13 protein-coding genes are annotated in these 18,033 nt (G+C 67.2%); 9 read left to right on the top strand and 4 right to left on the bottom strand.

Features of this window, described 5'->3' with window-relative positions; translation table 11 throughout:
- Positions 1–3 precede the first annotated feature (3 nt).
- Together N5C88_RS11160 and ompR are read right to left on the bottom strand one after the other, a co-directional pair.
- Positions 4–1,398 carry an ATP-binding protein gene (locus tag N5C88_RS11160; RefSeq protein ID WP_059374934.1) on the bottom strand — a complete coding sequence of 465 codons (1,395 nt, stop codon included), beginning with the start codon at positions 1,396–1,398 and terminating at the stop codon, positions 4–6.
- Between the two features lie 34 nt (positions 1,399–1,432).
- Positions 1,433–2,167, bottom strand: a complete 735-nt coding sequence (ompR, locus tag N5C88_RS11155; protein WP_013392162.1) for a two-component system response regulator OmpR — start codon at positions 2,165–2,167, stop codon at positions 1,433–1,435.
- Between the two features lie 142 nt (positions 2,168–2,309).
- Here ompR and tsaB point away from each other — a divergent pair, with 142 nt between their 5' ends.
- Both tsaB and N5C88_RS11145 read left to right on the top strand, forming a co-directional pair.
- On the top strand, positions 2,310–3,560 hold the full coding sequence (gene tsaB / locus N5C88_RS11150) for a tRNA (adenosine(37)-N6)-threonylcarbamoyltransferase complex dimerization subunit type 1 TsaB (RefSeq protein WP_280015324.1): 1,251 nt from the start codon (positions 2,310–2,312) through the stop codon (positions 3,558–3,560).
- Positions 3,557–4,540 carry a uracil-DNA glycosylase gene (locus tag N5C88_RS11145; protein WP_118931872.1) on the top strand — a complete coding sequence of 328 codons (984 nt, stop codon included), beginning with the start codon at positions 3,557–3,559 and terminating at the stop codon, positions 4,538–4,540. Before tsaB ends, N5C88_RS11145 begins: the two co-directional genes overlap by 4 nt.
- 76 nt (positions 4,541–4,616) lie before the next feature.
- On the opposite strand, the gene lplT is transcribed toward N5C88_RS11145, so the two are convergent.
- Positions 4,617–5,930, bottom strand: coding sequence for a lysophospholipid transporter LplT (gene lplT / locus N5C88_RS11140; RefSeq protein WP_280015323.1), 1,314 nt, complete (start codon positions 5,928–5,930; stop codon positions 4,617–4,619).
- A 298-nt stretch (positions 5,931–6,228) separates the two neighbouring features.
- Here lplT and smc point away from each other — a divergent pair, with 298 nt between their 5' ends.
- The 3 genes from smc to ligA are packed head-to-tail and all read left to right on the top strand — an operon-like array spanning position 6,229 to position 13,000.
- Positions 6,229–9,762, top strand: a complete 3,534-nt coding sequence (gene smc, locus N5C88_RS11135) for a chromosome segregation protein SMC (protein ID WP_251877447.1) — start codon at positions 6,229–6,231, stop codon at positions 9,760–9,762.
- 46 nt (positions 9,763–9,808) lie between these two features.
- Positions 9,809–10,891: a cell division protein ZipA C-terminal FtsZ-binding domain-containing protein gene (locus N5C88_RS11130; RefSeq protein WP_280015322.1), complete on the top strand. Its 1,083-nt coding sequence runs from the start codon at positions 9,809–9,811 to the stop codon at positions 10,889–10,891.
- Positions 10,892–13,000 carry an NAD-dependent DNA ligase LigA gene (ligA, locus tag N5C88_RS11125; protein WP_059374912.1) on the top strand — a complete coding sequence of 703 codons (2,109 nt, stop codon included), beginning with the start codon at positions 10,892–10,894 and terminating at the stop codon, positions 12,998–13,000. It begins immediately after the preceding gene.
- Positions 13,001–13,022: 22 nt separating this feature from the next.
- On the opposite strand, the gene N5C88_RS11120 is transcribed toward ligA, so the two are convergent.
- On the bottom strand, positions 13,023–13,817 hold the full coding sequence (locus N5C88_RS11120; RefSeq protein ID WP_082400663.1) for an IclR family transcriptional regulator C-terminal domain-containing protein: 795 nt from the start codon (positions 13,815–13,817) through the stop codon (positions 13,023–13,025).
- A 149-nt stretch (positions 13,818–13,966) separates the two neighbouring features.
- Here N5C88_RS11120 and N5C88_RS11115 point away from each other — a divergent pair, with 149 nt between their 5' ends.
- The 4 genes from N5C88_RS11115 to N5C88_RS11100 are packed head-to-tail and all read left to right on the top strand — an operon-like array spanning position 13,967 to position 17,979.
- Positions 13,967–14,947: a tripartite tricarboxylate transporter substrate binding protein gene (locus tag N5C88_RS11115; protein WP_118931869.1), complete on the top strand. Its 981-nt coding sequence runs from the start codon at positions 13,967–13,969 to the stop codon at positions 14,945–14,947.
- Between the two features lie 21 nt (positions 14,948–14,968).
- Entirely contained in the window at positions 14,969–16,117 is a 1,149-nt protein-coding gene (locus N5C88_RS11110) for a Xaa-Pro peptidase family protein (protein WP_251877443.1), read from the top strand.
- 17 nt (positions 16,118–16,134) lie between these two features.
- The gene (locus tag N5C88_RS11105; protein WP_280015321.1) at positions 16,135–16,980 is read left to right on the top strand and encodes a TauD/TfdA family dioxygenase; all 846 of its coding nucleotides are present in this window, start codon (positions 16,135–16,137) and stop codon (positions 16,978–16,980) included.
- Between the two features lie 9 nt (positions 16,981–16,989).
- Complete coding sequence (locus N5C88_RS11100) at positions 16,990–17,979, top strand: alpha/beta fold hydrolase (RefSeq protein ID WP_280015320.1); 990 nt, start codon at positions 16,990–16,992, stop codon at positions 17,977–17,979.
- Positions 17,980–18,033: the final 54 nt, after the last annotated feature.

Here is an 18,033-nt window from a genome sequence, read left to right as displayed (position 1 = left end):
ACGCTATGGATTTTCGTTGTCTAATTGATAATTCCTAAACTTCGCTTTGGGCAACTCTATCCTTGCGGTCAGGCCGCCGCCCTCGCGCGGCAGCATGCGCAGCGAGCCGCCCACGTGCTTGAGCAGGCGTTCGACGATGGCCAGGCCGAGACCCGCGCCGCTGACGCCAGTGCGTGCCGCCTCGCCGCGCGAGAACGGCCGCAGCAGGCGGTCGACGTCTTCCGGCGCGATGCCGGGACCGCGGTCGGACACCTCGATCACGATCATGGAGCCTTCAGCTTGCAGTGTCATGACCAGATGCGCCATGCCGTCGGCGGAACGGCCGTAGCGCCGCGCGTTCTCGATCAGGTTGCTGACGATGCGCTTGAGGTCCAGCGCCGTGATGCGGGCGCGCAGGCCCGGTTCCAGCGTGGCGTCCAGCTCCCCGCCCAGGGATGCGGTATGGCTGCGTTCGCGTTCGTAGAGCTCGGCCAGCACCGCGGAGATGTCCGTGGCCAGCTGCGGCAAGGTGCCGGCGGGGCGCGCGTACTCCATCAATTGGCCGATGCTGTGGTCGATCTGGCCCAGGTCTTCGTCGATGGCCTGGCGGGCGTCCTCGGACACGCCGCTCAACTCGATCTCGAGTCGCATGCGCGCAAGCGGCGTGCGCAGGTCGTGCGAGATCCCCGCGAGCATCAGCTCGCGGTCGGCCTCCGCCTGTCTCAGGTCCTTGGCCATGCGGTTGAACGAGGCGTTCAGGTCGCGGATCTCCAGCGGTCCCTGCTCGGGCAGGGCAGCGGGAGTTTCGCCCCGCGACAGCACCTGGGCGGCCCGGGCCAGCCGCGATAGCGGCCGGTTGACGAAGCCCACGCTGACCGCGGCTCCCACCAGCGACAGCAATAGCGCCGTGGCGCCCCAGCCCAGCCATTCGATCCCGCCCGTCAGGCCGATCTGCTCGCGCTCGAACACCAGCCAGTAAAGGTCTTTCTCTATCTGGAAACTGACCCAGAAGCCGGGCACCTGGTTGACGCCCCAGGCAATCTGCGTTTCCGGGCCGAAGCGCGTGCGGATGTGCTGGGCAACGCGTTGCCAGTAATCGTCGTCGGGGAGGGCTTCGGCGAAGTCGGTGACTTCGCGCGGATAGACCTGGATGCCTTCGTTGGTAGCCAGGTCCAGCAGCAGCTTGCTGCGCTCGTCGTTATGCGAGTAGATCAGCGCGGTGCGCGTGATATTGACGGCCGTGATCACCCGCTGCGCCATTTGATTGGCGCGCGGTCCCAGCTCCATGCTGAAGAATACTTGTAGCCACGCGCCCAGGCTGACGAGCATCAGCGCGGCGAGCAACAGGAACGTGCGGCCGAACAAGCCGAGCCGCAAACGTGATGTCAGGTTCCTGAAGGTTCTGCGCAAGCGGGGCACGAGGCTGCGCTCCTGCCCGGGGCGGGCGAGTCGGTCAGCTACCACCGTCCGGCACAAACACGTATCCGAGACCCCAGACGGTCTGGATGAATACGGGCTTGGACGGATTCGGTTCGATCAGCTTGCGCAGGCGCGAGATCTGCACGTCCAGGCTGCGATCGAAGGCTTCGTATTCGCGGCCGCGCGCCAGTTCCATGAGCTTGTCTCGCGACAGCGGGATCTTGGGGTGGCGTGCGAACACCTTCAGCACCGAGAATTCGCCGGTGGTGATGGGCACCTGTTCGCCGTTGCGCGTGAGCGTGCGGGTGGACAGGTTCAGCGTGTAGGGGCCGAAGGCGATGGACTCGTTTTCCTGGCTGGGGGCGCCGGGGTGTTCCTCGGTGCCGCGGCGGCGCAGGATCGCGTTGATCCGCGCCAGCAGTTCCCGGGGGTTGAACGGCTTGGACAGGTAGTCGTCCGCACCCATTTCCAGGCCGACGATGCGGTCGATTTCTTCCGCCTTGGCCGTCAGCATGATGATGGGGGTATTGTCGTGACCACCGCGCAGCCGGCGACAGATGGACAGGCCATCCTCTCCAGGCAGCATCAGATCCAGCACGAGCAGGTCGAAATGCTCGCGTTGCCAGAGTTTGCCCATCTCTTTGGCGTCTTCGGCAACGAAAACGTTGAATCCCTGTTCGGATAAGTACCGACGCAGCAAATCGCGCAAGCGCGGATCATCGTCGACGACGAGGATTTTTCGGGTGGGGGTGGTGTTTTGCGTATTCATGGCCGGAAATGTAACAGTGGCAAGAACCAGCGGCTAGTGGGCGTTCACAAGATATTACACATTGCGAACCATGGTTGAAATCCCCCTCGCATCCCCCTGATAACCGGGGGCGGAGTCGCGGTATTTCGTACAATCTGCATCTATGGAACTAAACCTGCTGGCTTTGGAAACTTCTTCGTCCCGTTGCGGCGTGGCTCTGTTGCGGGCGGTCGATGGCCGCCTGGAGGTCAGCGTCAGGGAACATGAAGGCTCCCAGGAGCACGCGGAACGGCTCCTGCCCATGGCCAACGAGTTGCTGGCGGCGTCCGGACTGGCGCCAGCCGCCTTGCACGCGGTGGCTTTTGGCCAGGGTCCGGGCGGATTCACCGGCCTGCGAGTGGCCTGCGGAGTGGCGCAAGGCATGGGCCTCGGCCTGGGCATCCCCGTTGTTCCCATTGTCTCTCATCAGGCGGTCGCCGCACAGGTGGAGACCACCCCGGCGGGCGCGATCGTGGTTGCGCTGGACGCCCGCATGAACGAGGTCTATCTGGCCGTCTACCGCCAGGCGAACATTTCAGATGGCGAAATCTCTTGGGAAGTCCTGCAGGCGCCCTTGCTGATCGCGGCGGCCGAAGTCGTGCCATGGACCGCACATCACCTGCCGGCCTGGTCGGCGCGCGCGGGCCTGCCGCTGGAACCGGTATTGGCCGGCGATGCCTGGGATGCCTACGCGTCCGAAATGGAATATCCCGGCGCCTGGCGCCGCGCGGACGCCAGGCGCCCGGAAGCGGCCAGCGTCGCCCGTTTGGGGCGGCAGGGCTGGTTGCAGGGCGAGGCCGTGGCGCCCGAGCTGGCTGCGCCGCTCTACGTGCGCGACAAGGTGGCATTCACCACGGCCGAGCGCATGCGCGGCGAAGGCGGTAATCCGAAAGCCCGGCCTTCGCTGGTTCCCTCGGTGCCTCAACCGATGACCGACGCCGACCTGGACGAGGTCGTGGCGCTGGAGGCGCACGTGCAGGCCTTCCCCTGGACGCGCGGCAATTTCGCGGACGCCCTGGCGGCAGGCTACGGCGCCTGGGCGCTGCGGCGCGAAGGCAAGCTGGCGGGGTTTTGCGTGCTCATGTTCGCGCCCGACGTGGCGCACCTGCTGGTGATCGCGGTGGCCAAACCGCTGCACCGCCAGGGCCTGGGCGGCTTGCTGCTGGACTGGTGCGAGCAGCAGGCGCGCGAACGCGGCATGGAGGGCGTGCTGCTGGAGGTGCGCCCCTCCAATGAGTCGGCCATCAGTTTCTACAAACGGCACGGGTATCTGCAAATCGGCGTGCGCCGAGGCTATTACCCGGCCGAGAAAGGCGGCAGGGAAGATGCCCTGGTCATGCAGAAGCGCTTTGCGGCGGATGGAGCGGCGGCATGAGCCAGCCCAACGCAGCGCCGCCGCCGGCCGCGCCCCGGGTCAATCCGCTGCAGCGCATCTGGTTGCGCGAGATCGGCATGGAGCGGCTGTGGCTGCGTCCGGCCCCTGCGCCCAGCAGGCCGACGGCCGAGACGCAAGTCCTTGTTTCGACGCCAGTTTTGCCGGCTGCGGCGCAGATTCCCGTAGCTGAGGCGCCGATTGCGCCGCAGCCTGTTGCGGCTGTCGCGCCGGTCGCTGCCGTCCCGGCGCGCGAGGCAGCGCCCGCCGCCGTAGCGGCGCCTGCGGAACCGACTCCTGGTCGTGCCGGAATACCGACGTCGATCCTGAACCGCAAAGGCCCGCCGCCGCCGCCAGCTCCCAAGGCCGAGGCCGAGGCAGCGCTTCCGCCTCCCGTGCCGGTGGCAGAAGCGATCCGGAATTCCACGCTGGAAGAAATGCACGATCAGGTCGTGGCCTGTTCCGCCTGCGGGCTGTGCAAGGGCCGCCGCAACGCGGTCTTCGGTCACGGCGGCCAGCCCACGCGCTGGCTGGTGGTGGGCGAGGCGCCTGGCGAGCAAGAGGACCGGCAAGGGCAGCCCTTCGTGGGCCGCTCGGGCCAGTTGCTGGACGCCATGCTGTCGTCGGTGTCCATGAGCCGCGAGCGCGACGTGTTCATCACCAACGTCATCAAGTGCCGGCCGCCTGGCAATCGCAATCCCAAGCCCGAGGAAATCGCGGCCTGCAGTCCCTACCTGATGCGCCAGATCGCGCTGCTCAAGCCGGAGCGGATCCTGGTGCTGGGCCGTTTCGCGGCCCAGACGCTGCTGGGCACGGACGCGACCATCGGCAGCCTGCGCGGCCGTATCCACCAGTTGAAGACCGACGAAGGGCGGGAGATTCCGGTGGTCGTCAGCTACCACCCCGCCTACCTGCTGCGCAGCCCCAGCGAGAAGGCGCGCGCCTGGCAGGACCTGCGCCTGGCCGTGGCGCAATTGGCCTGAGCCTGGCTCCATGGTCGTGGGGCAATGAAAAAACCGGGCGCAAGCCCGGTTTTTTCATTGCAGCGGAATTGCGCGCCTAGTGCGTGGAGTCCAGCGCGCGCCCGTGGCCTTCCTGGCCGATCTGGTCGTGCAGTTCGGGATTGGCCTGCAGGTTGCGCTTGCTCCAGCGCATGAAGACCACCATCAGCACCGCGACCACGGTGCCGAAGATCACGATGATGATGTTGATGGGCAACTGCAGCCACAGCAGCAGCGTGTACATGGCCACCATCAGCAGGATGTTGAGCTGTTCGTTGAAGTTCTGCACGGCGATGGAGTGGCCGGCCGACAGCAGCACGTGGCCGCGGTGCTGCAGCAGCGCGTTCATCGGCACCACGAAGAAGCCGGCCAGGCCGCCCGTGATCAGCAGCAGCAGGTAGACGCTCCAGGGCGAGTAGACCAGCGGCATCAGCAGCACGACCAGGCCCATGGCGGCGCCGACCGGCAACACGGCCAGCGCGCGGCGCAGCGGAATGCGGCCCGCCAGGATGGAGCCGACGACGGTGCCCAGCGCGGCCACGCCCATCAGCATTGAGGCCTTGTCCAGTTGGTATCCGAGGTGGCTGCGGCCCCATTCGATGACGATCAACTGCAGCGTGGCGCCCGCGCCCCAGAACAGGGTGGTGACGGCCAGCGAGATCTGGCCCAGCTTGTCTTTCCACAGCACACGGACGTAGCCCCAGAAGGTGCGGATGAGCCGCACCGGGTTCTTCTGCTGCGGCGGGTAGCGCACGTGGGTGTGCGGAATCAGCAGGTTGCACAGCGCCGCCAGCAGGTACACGAAGGCGATGACCAGGATCGCGGCCTCGGCCGGGGTGTGGACCAGCTTGCCGATGAAGGAGTGGCTGAGCAGGGCGGTGGAAACAGAGGACGAGATCAGCAGGCCGCCCAGCACCGTGCCCAGGATGATGGAGAAGACGGTCAGGCCCTCGATCCAGCTATTGCCCTTGACCAGCATGGCCGGGGGCAGCATTTCCGTGACGATGCCGTACTTGGCGGGGGAGTAGGCCGCGGCGCCGATGCCGACGATGCCGTAGGCCGCGCAGACCAGGTAGGTCTGGTACTCGGAGGCGACGCCGATGCTGGCATACGAGAACATCAGCATGCAGCCGGTCACTTTCAGGGCATTGGTGGAGAACATCACGCGGCCCTTGGGGAAGGAGTCCGCCAGCGCCCCGACAAAGGCGGCCAGCACCACATAAGCCAGCGCGAACGACCACTTCATCATGGGCGCCATCCAGTCCGGCCCATGCAGTTCCTGTATCAAGGCGATGGCTGCGATGAACAGCGCGTTGTCCGCCAATGACGAGAAGGCCTGCGCGGCCATGACCAGATAGAAACCACGTTTCAAGAATGTCCCCGTTCTCAGGCCTGGCCCCGGCCAGTCCGCGTGAAAATTTATGTGTCGTGCAAAAAAGTGTCAGGGAGTATAGCCGGACCCCAGGCGGCGGCCATTGAGCGTTTGCCCGCGGGTTGACCGCCGGCAAGCCTTAGGGACAACACGCCTTGACCCTTGCTGACGTTCGGGGACAGACTGCCTGCGGTATCATACGACCCATGTGTAAGCCGGCCCCCCAGGGGCCGGTTTGCAATCTGTGCGGCAGGTCCGTTAACGCCTTTCGTTCAACCCACCCCGTCGTCATCGTATTGTGCGTCTTACTCAGCTAAAACTCGCCGGCTTCAAGTCCTTCGTCGATCCCACCGTGATTCCCGTGCCCAGCCAACTGGTGGGCGTGGTGGGTCCCAATGGCTGCGGAAAATCGAACATCATTGATGCCGTGCGCTGGGTGCTGGGTGAGGCCAAGGCCTCGGAACTGCGCGGCGAGTCCATGCAGGACGTCATTTTCAACGGCTCCGGCAACCGTAAGCCTGCTGCGCGGGCCTCGGTGGAAATGGTGTTCGACAACAGCGAAGGGCGCGCCGCCGGCCAGTGGAGCACCTACGCGGAAATCGCCGTGCGCCGGGTGCTGACCCGCGACGGCACCAGCAGCTACTTCGTCAACAACCAGCAGGTCCGCCGCCGCGACATCCACGACATCTTCCTGGGCACCGGCCTGGGCGCCCGCGGCTACGCCATCATCGGCCAGGGCATGATCAACCGCCTGATCGAGGCGCGTCCCGAAGAACTGCGGGTGTTCCTGGAAGAGGCGGCAGGGGTGTCGCGCTACAAGGAACGGCGCCGCGAGACCGAGAACCGCCTGTCCGACACGCGCGAGAACCTGACCCGCGTCGAAGACATCCTGCGCGAACTCAATAATCAGCTGGAGAAGCTGGAAGCGCAGGCCGAAGTGGCCACGCGCTACCGCGAACTCCAGGCCGACGGCGAAAAGAAGCAGCATGCGTTGTGGTTCCTGAAGGAAACCGGGGCGCGCGAAGAGCGCGCCAAGAAAGCCCAGGAGATGGCGCAGGCCCAGAATGAACTGGAAGCCGCCATCGCCGGCTTGCGGGCGGGCGAAGCCGCGCTGGAGTCCCGCCGCCAGGCCCACTACGCCGCCAGCGATGCAGTGCATACCGCCCAGGGCGGGCTGTACGAGGCCAACGCGCAAGTCAGCCGCCTGGAAGCCGAAATCCGTCACGTGGTGGATTCCCGCAACCGCCTGCAAGCGCGCCGCGATCAGCTGCAGCAGCAGATCGGCGAGTGGACCGCCCAGCGCGAGCATTGCACCGAACAGATCGCCCAGGCCGAGGAAGACCTGGCCGCCGGCGCCGCCCGCACGGAAGAGGCGCGCGCCAAGGCCGAGGACGCCCAGGCCGCGCTGCCGGCCGTGGAGCAGCGCGTGCGCGAAGCCGCCTCCGGGCGCGACGAGATGCGCGCCGCGCTGGCCCGCGTCGAACAGAATCTCGCCCTGGTGGCCCAGTCGCAGCGCGACGCGGACCGCCAGATGCAGGCGCTGGAGCAGCGCCGCGAACGCTTGCAACAGGAACTGCGCGAACTGCACAGTCCCGATCCAGTGCGCCTGGAGCAACTGGCTGGCGACCGCGCCGCCGGCGAGGACCAGCTCGAGGAAGCCCAGGAAGAGCTGGCTACCCTGGAAGGCCGCGTGCCGGAAGCGGATGCCGAGCGCAGCCGCGCCCAGGCCGCCGCCCAGACCGACGTGCAGAACCTGGCGCGCCTGGAAGCCCGCCTGTCGGCCCTGGTGAAGCTGCAGGAAGACGTGCAGAAGCAGGGGGCGCTGGAACCCTGGCTGGCCAAGCATGAACTGGCCGGTCTGTCGCGTTTGTGGCAGAAGCTGCACATCGAACCGGGCTGGGAAACCGCCCTGGAAGCCGCACTGCGCGAGCGCATGGCCTCGATGGAAGTGCGCAACCTGGATTGGGCCCGCGCCTTCGCCGAGGATGCGCCGCCGGCCAGGCTGGCCTTCTACCAGCTGCCGGCCGCCGCGCCGACGCCCGCCGCGCCGGCCGGCCTGACCTCGCTCGCCAGCCTGCTGCGCATCACCGATCCCGACCTGCGTACGCTGCTGAATGAGTGGCTGGGCGGCATCTACACGGCCACCGACGTGACCCAGGCGCTGGCCATGCGCGCCAGCCTGCCCGCGGGCGGGGCCTGCGTGGTCAAGGCCGGCCATCTGGTCGACGCCCACAGCGTGCGTTTCTATGCGCCCGATTCCGAGCAGGCCGGCCTGTTGGCGCGCCAGCAGGAAATCGAGAACCTGCAACGCGAGATCAAGGCCCAGCAACTGATCGCCGACCAGGCGCGCGCCGCGGTCGCCCGCGCCGAGGCCGCCTGGCAACAAGTGTCCCAGGCCATCGCCCCGGCGCGCCAGCGCGTGGCCGAGGTCACCCGCCGGGTGCACGACATCCAGCTGGAACACTCGCGCCTGCAGCAGCAGGCCGAGCAGTCCGGCGAACGCGCCTCGCGCCTGCGCCAGGACCTGGAAGAGATCAAGGTCCAGGAAGAAGACCTGCGCGCCACCCGCGAAGAGGCCGAGGCCCGCTTCGAGGCGCTGGACGAGGAGCTGGCCGAACACCAATCCCGTTTCGCCGACGCCGAGATCGACGGCGAAACCCTGGCGGCCCAGGCTGAAGCGGCCCGCGCCGGCCTGCGCGAACTGGAACGCGCCGCCCAGGAAGCCGAATTTGCCGAACGCGGCATCCAGGTCCGCATTACCGATCTACAGCGCAACCAGCAATTGGCGGCCGACCAAAGCCAGCGCGGCAGCGTCGAACTGGAGCAGCTGATGGTGGACCTGGCCGAGCTGGACGCCTCGGCGTCCCAGGCCGGCCTGCAGGACGCCCTGGAAGCGCGCGCCGAGCGCGAGGAAGCGCTGTCGCGCGCGCGCCAGGAACTGGAAAATCTGGCGGCCCTGCTGCGCGGCGCCGACGAAGACCGCCTGCAGCAGGAACAGACGCTGGAGCCGCGGCGCGCCCGCATCATGGAACTGCAGCTGCAGGAACAGGCCGCCCGCCTGGCCGAAGAGCAGTTCACCGAACAATTGAACGCGCGCGAGGTCGACCGCGAGGCGCTGGCCCAGGATCTGGCCAACCAGCCCGATGAATGGCGCCGCGCCAGCTGGCTGCAGTCCGAAGTCAGCCGCATTTCGCGCCAGATCGAAGCCCTGGGCTCGGTCAACCTGGCGGCGCTGGATGAATTGAACACCTCGCGCGAGCGCAAGGGCTTCCTCGATTCGCAGCACCAGGACCTGATGACCGCCATCGAGACCCTCGAGGACGCCATCCGCAAGATCGACCGCGAAACCCGCGAGCTGCTGCAAGAGACCTTCAACGTCGTCAACGGCCACTTCGGTGAGCTGTTCCCCAAGCTGTTCGGCGGCGGCGAGGCCAAGCTGACCATGACGGGCGAGGAAATTCTCGACGCTGGCGTGCAGGTCATGGCCCAGCCTCCGGGCAAGCGCAACAGCACCATTCACCTGCTGTCCGGCGGCGAAAAGGCCCTGACCGCGACCGCCCTGGTGTTCGCGCTGTTCAAGCTCAACCCTGCGCCGTTCTGCCTGCTGGACGAGGTGGACGCGCCGCTGGACGACGCCAACACGGAGCGCTATGCGAACCTGGTCGCCAACATGAGCGAGCAGACCCAGTTCCTGTTCATCTCGCACAACAAGATCGCGATGCAGATGGCCAAGCAACTGATCGGTGTAACCATGCAAGAGCAAGGGGTTTCGCGTATCGTTGCGGTAGACATAGACTCGGCCGTCCAGATGATGGCCTCCGAAGCGGCATAAACCCAATATTCAGAAGGGCGTCGGGGTTTCGGCGCGGGATTTATACATGAGTGATTTGCAGATCGGGCTGATAGCCCTGGGCGTATTGCTGATACTGCTGGTGCTGGGATTCAACTGGTGGCAGGACCGGCGCGTCCGGCGCAAGATGCAGACCCATTTCCCCTCCACCGAACAGGATCCGCTGTTGGGGGCGGGGGCGGCATCTGCAGGCGCTGCGCCGGCCGCGGGCGCAGCGGCGTCGCGCCGCGAGCCCGGCATGGGCGGCGAGAGCGCCCGTGCCCAGTCCGGTCAGCCGGAGCCGGTCGATGCCGGCAGCGATGCCGACGATACCGAAGAACCCGATCCCGCCTGCGAGGTGGTCATCGAGATCAACTTCGCCGACACCGTGCGCGGCGCCGACCTGCTGCCCTACATGCAGAGCCTGCGCCACGTGGGCCGCAAGCCCATGCGCGTGTTCGCCGAAACCGATCAGCGCCGCCACCGCGCGCGCGTTCACGCCGGCGAATCCTATGCGTCCATGCAGCTGGCCGTGCTGCTGGCCAACCGCAGCGGTCCGCTGACCGCCATCGAATGGTCGCAGGCCTGGGCCCGCGCCCAGGACATGGCCGAGCGTTTCGACGCCACCATCGAAGGCCCGGACCAGCAGGCCGTGCTGGAGCAGGGCGCCCGATTGGACGACACCTGCGCCGCCCTGGACACCCAGGTTGGCCTGACCCTGCTGCTGGGTACGGCCCAGCCCGCCGCCGAAGTCCTGTCCGTGGCGCGCGACCTGGGCTTTGTCGCCGACGGCAGCCGCCTGGCCTGGCCGGCGGACAACGGCATAGCCCGCTTCACGCTGGCGCGCGGCGACGGTGCGGCATTCGATGCCGGCATGGGCGGCATCGAACGCCTGTACCTGCTGCTGGACGTGCCCTGCAGCCCGGCGGACGAGCGCGCTTTCGGCCGCATGGTCGATGTGGGCCGCGATCTGGCTGCCCGTCTGCGCGCGGACCTGGTGGACGACCAGGGCAAGCCGCTGGCCGATGGTTCGGAAACGGTCATCGACGAGCGTCTCCAGGTGCTGTTCGGCCAGCTCGAACAAGCGGGCCTGCCCGCTGGCAGCGAGCGCGCCCTAAGGGTGTTTGCGTAAATGAGCGGCGCGTCTGGCGGTGAAAACGCGGCGCAGGCCGCGGCGCGCTTGCGCGCCGAAATCGAACAGCACAACGTCCGCTACTACGTCTACGACGATCCGTCGATATCGGATGCCGAGTACGACCGGCTGATGCGCGAACTGCAGGCCCTGGAGGCCGAGCATCCGGAGCTGGTGACGCCGGAGTCGCCGACGCAGCGCGTGGGTGCGGCGCCTGTTTCGGCATTTGGCAGCGTGCGTCACGTGGTGCCGATGCTGTCGCTGGGCAACGCCTTCGACGAAGAAGACGTGACGGCCTTCGACCGCCGCGTCACCGACACGCTGCGCGGCGCGGGCCTGCTGGGGCCGGCGCAGCAAGCCGATTACTTCTGCGAGCTCAAGCTGGACGGGCTGGCAATCAGCCTGCGCTACGAAGACGGCCGCCTGGTGCAGGCCGCCACCCGCGGCGACGGCCAGACGGGTGAAGACGTCACCTCCAATATCCGCACCATCAAGGCGATTCCGCTGCAGCTCAAGGGGGCGTACCCCAAGGTGCTGGAAGTCCGCGGCGAAGTCCTGATGAATCGCGCCGACTTTGAAAAGCTGAACCAGGCCCAGGCCAAGCGCGACGAGAAAGTCTTCGTCAATCCGCGCAATGCCGCCGCGGGCAGCCTGCGCCAGCTGGATCCGCGCATCACCGCCAAGCGGCCGCTGCGCTTCTTCGCCTATGGCTGGGGCGAAGTCCAGGGCCTGGCGGGTTCGCAGGGCGGCTTGTTCGCCGAAGCGTCGGCTGGCGTGGCCGAGGCCTCGCAATTGCCCGAGAAATCCCACGGCGCCATGCTGGACTGGCTGGCCTCGCTGGGCCTGCCGGTCAACGTCAAGCACAACCACCGCGCCAGCGGCGCCGAGGGCCTGATGGCTTTCTACGCCAAGGTCGGCGCGCTGCGGCCCGACTTGCCCTACGACATCGACGGCGTGGTCTACAAGGTGGATTCGCTGCCCGCGCAGAAGGTGCTGGGTTTCGTCGCGCGCGCGCCGCGCTTCGCGCTGGCGCACAAGTTCGCCGCCGAGGAAGCCACCACCACCTTGCTCGACATCGAGGTGCAGGTGGGCCGCACCGGCGCCATCACGCCGGTGGCGCGCCTGAAGCCGGTGTTCGTCGGCGGCGTGACCGTCACCAACGCCACGCTGCATAACGAAGACGAGATCCGCCGCAAGGACGTACGCATCGGCGACACGGTCATCGTGCGCCGCGCGGGCGACGTGATTCCGGAAGTACTGGGCCCGGTGCTGGAAAAGCGCCCGGACGACGCCCGCGAATTCGTCATGCCCACGGCCTGTCCGGTTTGCGGCTCCGCCATCGAACGCCTGGAAGACGAGACCATCGCGCGTTGCACCGGCGGTTTGTTCTGCGGCGCGCAGCGCAAGCAGACGCTGTGGCACGCCGCCAGCCGCAAGGCGCTGGACATCGAAGGCCTGGGCGAAAAACTGGTGGATCAGTTGGTCGACAGTGGCCGGGTCAAGACCCTGGCCGACCTGTACAGCCTGCGTCCGCTGGAATTGGTGGGCCTGGACCGCATGGGCCAGAAATCCGCCGACAACCTGGTGGCCGCCATCGACAAGGCGCGCGCGCCCGGCTTGAACCGCCTGCTGTACGCGCTGGGCATCCGCCACGTGGGCGAGACCACGGCGCGCGACGTGGCGCGCCATTTCGGCAGCATCGACGCCATCATGGACGCCGATGAAGACGCCTTGTCCTCCGTACCCGACGTGGGCCCGGTGGTGGCGGCTTCGATCCGCCGTTTCTTCGCCGAGCAGCACAACCGCGACGTGATCGAACAACTGAAGTCGCAGGGCGTGAATCCCGTGGCCGAGGCGGCGCCGCAAGCCACGACGCTGGCCGGCAAGACCTTCGTGTTGACCGGCACGCTGCCCAATTGGACGCGCGAAGAAGCCTCGATGCGCATCCAGGCGGCGGGCGGCAAGGTCAGCGGCTCGGTGTCCAAGAAAACGGCCTATCTGGTGGCCGGCGAGGATTCCGGCAGCAAGCTCGCCAAGGCCCAGGAACTGGGCGTGGCGGTGCTGGACGAGGACGGCCTGAAGGCCTTGCTGGGCGAGCAGGGCGGCTGAGGCCGCCCGGCCAGGCACCGAATCAGATGGTGCTGCGCGGCATCATGTCGCGGATGGCGGCGGCCGCGCGCTGCAAGGCCGGCAGATGCTGTTGCTTCAATTCGTCGGGCTGGCGGGAGCCCAGCACCATGCTGACGCTCAGGCCTGCCACCGCGCGGCCTTCATGGTTGTACAGCGGCACGGCCACGCCCGCGAAACCATCCACCAATTCGCTGACCGAAATGCAGTAGCCGTCCTGGCGCACCTGCCGGATCAGCTTGCGCAGGGCGCTGCGCGACACAGTCGTGTAGGGCGTCAGGCGCTTCAGGTCCGCGCTTTCCAGATAGGCGTCGAGCGCCTCGTCATCCAGGGTCGATAGCAGCGTGCGGCCCAGGGAATGGGCGTAGGCGGGCAGGCGGCTGCCCACCGACAGGTCCAGCTTGAGCAGCTTGGGGCCTTCCTCGCGCGCCAGGAACACGACATGTTGCCGGTCCAGCACGCCCAGCGAGCAGGTTTCCCCCACGGTCTGCGCGACTTCGCGCATGGTCGCGCGGGTCAGCTTGGGCAGGCTCAGCGAAGCGAAATACGCATAGCCCAGGTCCATGACCTTGGGCGTTGGCGAGAAATTCCTGCCGTCCTGCCGCACATAGCCCAGTTTTTCCAGCGTCAGCAAAATGCGCCGCGACGCCGCGCGGGTCACGTCCAGTTGTTCCGCGGCTTCCTGCACGGTCACGCTGGCCACGCCGGTGGCGTAGATCTGCAGCAGTTGCAGGCCGTTGGCCAGGCTGTCGAGAAATTCCTCTTTCCTTTCTTTCGGTTCCGGCAATGTCGTGTCCATGTGTCGGCAGTCTTGTCTTTGGAGGCTCGATTGTAGTTTGACATCCGCGCCAATCTCCATAAAATGCCAATTAGCGAACAATTGTTCGTTAATTAGATGGGTCGGCCAGGGCACCCGCCCGGTACGTCCCGCAATAACGGAGACATGCCATGTGCAGGAGACTATTGCGCGCCTTGGGCGCATGCGCCCTGGCGGCGGGTGTGGCGGCCAGTTCCGCCGCCAGCGCGGCCGAGGCCTATCCCAGCAAACCTATCCGCTTCGTCGTACCCGCCGCGGCTGGCGGGCCCACTGAAATCGTCACCCGGCTGCTGGCCGAACGCATGACGCAGAGCATGGGCGTATCGGTCATCGTCGAGGCCAAGCCCGGGGCGGGCGGCAACATCGGGGCGGACGCCGTGGCCAAGTCGGCCCCGGACGGCTACACGATCCTGATGGGCACGATAGGCACCAACGCCATCAACCAGACCCTCTACAAGTCCATGCCGTTCCAGCCGCTGAAGGACTTCACGGCGGTAACGCAGGTCGTGTCGTATCCGCTGGTGGTGGTGGTCAACCCCAAGCTGCCGATCCACTCGGTGGCGGACCTCATCGCCTATGCCAAGGCCAATCCCGGCAAGCTCAACCGCGCCTCGGGCGGCAGCGGCACGTCCATGCACATGTCGGGCGAGCTGTTCAACGAGATGGCCGGCGTGCAGATGCAGCACATCCCCTACAAGGGCAGCCTGCCCGCGCTCACGGACGTGATCGGCGGACAGGCTGACCTGGCCTTCGACAGCCTGGTCATCGCCCAGCCCCTGATCAAGTCCGGCAAGCTGCGCGCGATCGCCGTGACCGGCCCGGAACGCTCTCCGGCCGCGCCGGATATTCCGACCGTGGCCGAAACCCTGCCGGGCTATGCCATGACGTCCTGGATCGGCGTATTCGCGCCCGCCGGCACGCCGCGTCCCATTGTCGAACGCCTGCAGCAGGAAATCGCCCGGGCGCTGGCCGATCCCCGGGTGCGCGAGCAACTTGTTTCCCAGGCCGCAGATCCGGTGGCCAGCAAGCCCGACGACTTTGCCCGCTTCACAGCGGATGAAACCGAGAAATGGGCGCCGGTCGTCAAGGCCTCCGGCGCATCCGTTTCCTGAATTCCCAAGGAGGAGAGACACATGCAGTCCATCGATTTTCAGGCCCGCCGCAAGCGCGTCGCCCAACACGCGCGCGAACTCGGCTTTGACGCCTACCTGGGTACCCGCCAGGGCGCGCTGCACTACCTGAGCGGCGCATTCATGCCGTGGCGCGGCGCCGTGCTGGTCACGGCGGACGGGCATTGCGAATTCATCTACTGGGCCATGGACGCCTCGCGGGTGCGGGTGGAAGGCCATGAGATGGAGATGTACGAGTTCGAGTTTTCCGATTTTCCGCAACTGATACGCCAGCGCCTGGAGCACCACGGGCTGACGCGGGGCAAGGTGGCGTTGGACCTGTCGCACCCCGGGGCGGCGCAGGTGGCGCCGGGCATGCTGACCGCGGCCGAGTACTTCGATCTCACCAGCCATCTGCCCGACATCCGTTTCGCGAACGGCGTGGACGTGATCGACGACGTCATGCTGATCAAGGACGCCGCCGAGATCGAGCGCCTGCGCCATGCGGCAGAGGTCTCGGATTACGGTTTCGAGCAGGGCATGAACGCAGTGCGGGTCGGAGCGACCGAGAACGAGATCGCCGGCGAAATCGAGCGTGCGATCCGGCAGCGGGGCAGCACCTGGTCCTGGGCCGTGACGGGCGGCACCGAAGTCGGGGCGGGCGAACGCACGGGATTCCTGCGCGGCGTCACCCAGCAGGCCACCGACCGCGCTATCCAGCCGAACGAATTCGTGATCCTGGACCTGCACCCCTTGCTGGACCTCTACATGGCGGATACGGCTTTGCCCGTGTTCCTGGGCAAGCCCGACCCGGCCCAGAGCAAGCTGATCGATTGCTGGGAAGAGACCGTGCAGACCATGCTGGCGTCGTTGACGCCGGGCCGGCTGATAGCGGAGTGCGCCAGCCGCGGCATCGCCGTGTTCGATAAGCACGGCCTGAGCGAGTTCGGCCTGCCTCTGTTCGGCCATGGACTGGGCACCTGCGCGCGCACCCGGCCCTTCATCAACCTGCGCAGCCGCGACGTCGTGACGCCCGGCATGGTGGTGGCGTTGGGCACGCACCTGTACCGCCCGGGCGTGGGCGGCATGCGGCTGGAGTATCCGGTGCTGATCGGGGAGCACGGCGCCGAGCCGCTGGTGCGCACCGAGGCCCGCGTGCACCGTCTTCCCTGAACCTCTGCCGGAGCCTGATGATGAAAGCGATACCCCTGAGCCCGCTGATTGGCGCGGCCGTCCATGGTGTGGATCTGGAAACCCTGGACGACGCGGCCTTCGCGGATGTGAATGCGCTGTTCCTGCGTCACCAGTTGCTGGTCTTCAAGAACCAGCGCCTGTCGCCCGAGGGCCAGTTGCGCTTCAGCCGCCGCCTGGGCGAGCTGGATATCCACGTGCTGGTCCAGTACAACCATCCCGAGTATCCCGAGATATTCGTGCTGTCCAACGAGGTCAAGAACGGCGTGCCGGCGGGCATTGCCGACGGCGGTTCGTACTGGCATTCGGATTTCGCCTTCCGTGAATGTCCCGCCAAGGCCACCATCCTGAATGCGCAGCTGATTCCGCCGGAGGGCGGCAACACCTTGTTCGTCAACATGTACCAGGCCTACGAGGAACTGGACGGCGCCGTGCAAAGCCAGTTGGCTGGCCTTCGGGCGGTGCACCGCTACCGGCGCAAGAACACCAGGGCCGACGAGGGCACCCAGGTGAAGATGGATGCCAGCCAACTGGCCGGCACGCCTGACGTCGAACATCCCATCGTGCGCACCCATCCCGAGACGGGCCGCAAGGCGCTGTACGTGCATCCCGGCATGACGGCCGAGGTGTCCGGCTGGGGCGAGGCGGACAGCCAGGAATTGCTGGATCGCCTGTTCGCGCATTGCACGCAGGAGCAGTACCAGTACGCGCTGCAATGGGAGCCGGGCGACGTGGTCATGTGGGACAACCGCTGCGTGATGCACAAGGCCACCACCCGCGAATTGCCAGCCAGCATGCGGCGCACGATCTATCGCACCACGGTCATGGGCGAGCGTCCGGTCTAGGGGCCGCCGATGTCTGTCCATCAGTCCACGGATCGCGCCGCCGAGGTGACGCAGTTGCAGGCCTTGCCATTGGACGGCGGCGGGACGCTGGCGCCGGTCCGGCTGGCCTGGGCCCGCTACGGTCCGCCGCCGCACCGGGCGCGCGCCGTGGTGTTGCTGCTGCATGGCATATCCGGCAGCCACCAGGCCTTGCGGCCGGCCGAGGGGGCAGTCCATCCCGATGCGGGCTGGGCCAGTCCCTGGCTGGGGCCGGGGGCGGCGCTGGATACGCGCGATACCTGCGTGCTGGCGCCGAACGCGTTGGGTTCCAGTTTCGGCAGCAGCGCGCCGATCGGGGCCCAAGCCAGCGCATTTCCTGACGTTTCGATTGCCGATGGCGTGCGCCTGCAGGGGGAATGGCTGCGCGCGATAGGCGTCAAGCGCCTGGATGCGGTGGTGGGGTATTCCTACGGCGGCTACCAAGCCTTCCAGTGGGCCGTGGCCGCGCCGCTGCCCGTCGGGCGGGTGGTGGCGCTGGCTTCGGCGCCGCGCGGCGGCGGCACCATGGAGGACGCGCAGCGCCTGCGCCGCATCGCCGCCGCCCTCGATGCGGGCGATGCGGATGCCTGGAACGAATGGGTCGAATCGCGCTGCGCAACCTTGCGCCGCTATGGCTACGCGCTATGGCTGGCCGACGTGGGCGAACCCGACGCGGAGCAGCGTTTGCGGGCCGAGGCCCAGGCCTGGGCGGCGCGCTTTTCACCGTGGTCCATGGCGCTGCTCAGGACGTCCGCCTGCCGCTACGATGCGCGCGGCGCGCTGCTGGAAGCCGCCACGCCCGTGCGTTGGCTGCGCTGCGTATCGGACGAGCTCTTTGCACCCGACGATCCAGGCGTGGGCGCGCGGATCGCGTATCCCGCCCATATTGTCCAGACCAGCGTGGCCGGGCGCTACGGCCATCTGTCGCCGCTCCTGGAAGGCCCTCTCTGGGACGCCCATTTGCGGCAGGCGCTGGCTTAACGGGGGAGCCAACCCGGCGCCGAAACAGCCAGGCGAAAAAAATGCCCGCTTGCG

This window comes from Achromobacter sp. GD03932 (assembly GCF_029839485.1).
Taxonomy (GTDB): Bacteria; Pseudomonadota; Gammaproteobacteria; order Burkholderiales; family Burkholderiaceae_B; genus Achromobacter; species Achromobacter bronchisepticus_A.
The sequence above is the reverse complement of the archived record's forward strand: the minus strand, read 5'-3'. Positions and strand labels throughout refer to the sequence as shown.

What these genes read in the sequence shown, in the direction of transcription:
- N5C88_RS11120 (WP_082400663.1), bottom strand. Translation starts at nt 13,817, where the DNA reads ATGGACACGACATTGCCGGAACCGAAAGAAAGGAAAGAGGAATTTCTC.
- N5C88_RS11110 (WP_251877443.1), top strand. Translation starts at nt 14,969, where the DNA reads ATGCAGTCCATCGATTTTCAGGCCCGCCGCAAGCGCGTCGCCCAACAC.
- N5C88_RS11145 (WP_118931872.1), top strand. Translation starts at nt 3,557, where the DNA reads ATGAGCCAGCCCAACGCAGCGCCGCCGCCGGCCGCGCCCCGGGTCAAT.
- N5C88_RS11100 (WP_280015320.1), top strand. Translation starts at nt 16,990, where the DNA reads ATGTCTGTCCATCAGTCCACGGATCGCGCCGCCGAGGTGACGCAGTTG.
- tsaB (WP_280015324.1), top strand. Translation starts at nt 2,310, where the DNA reads ATGGAACTAAACCTGCTGGCTTTGGAAACTTCTTCGTCCCGTTGCGGC.
- ompR (WP_013392162.1), bottom strand. Translation starts at nt 2,167, where the DNA reads ATGAATACGCAAAACACCACCCCCACCCGAAAAATCCTCGTCGTCGAC.
- N5C88_RS11130 (WP_280015322.1), top strand. Translation starts at nt 9,809, where the DNA reads ATGAGTGATTTGCAGATCGGGCTGATAGCCCTGGGCGTATTGCTGATA.
- N5C88_RS11115 (WP_118931869.1), top strand. Translation starts at nt 13,967, where the DNA reads ATGTGCAGGAGACTATTGCGCGCCTTGGGCGCATGCGCCCTGGCGGCG.
- N5C88_RS11105 (WP_280015321.1), top strand. Translation starts at nt 16,135, where the DNA reads ATGATGAAAGCGATACCCCTGAGCCCGCTGATTGGCGCGGCCGTCCAT.
- ligA (WP_059374912.1), top strand. Translation starts at nt 10,892, where the DNA reads ATGAGCGGCGCGTCTGGCGGTGAAAACGCGGCGCAGGCCGCGGCGCGC.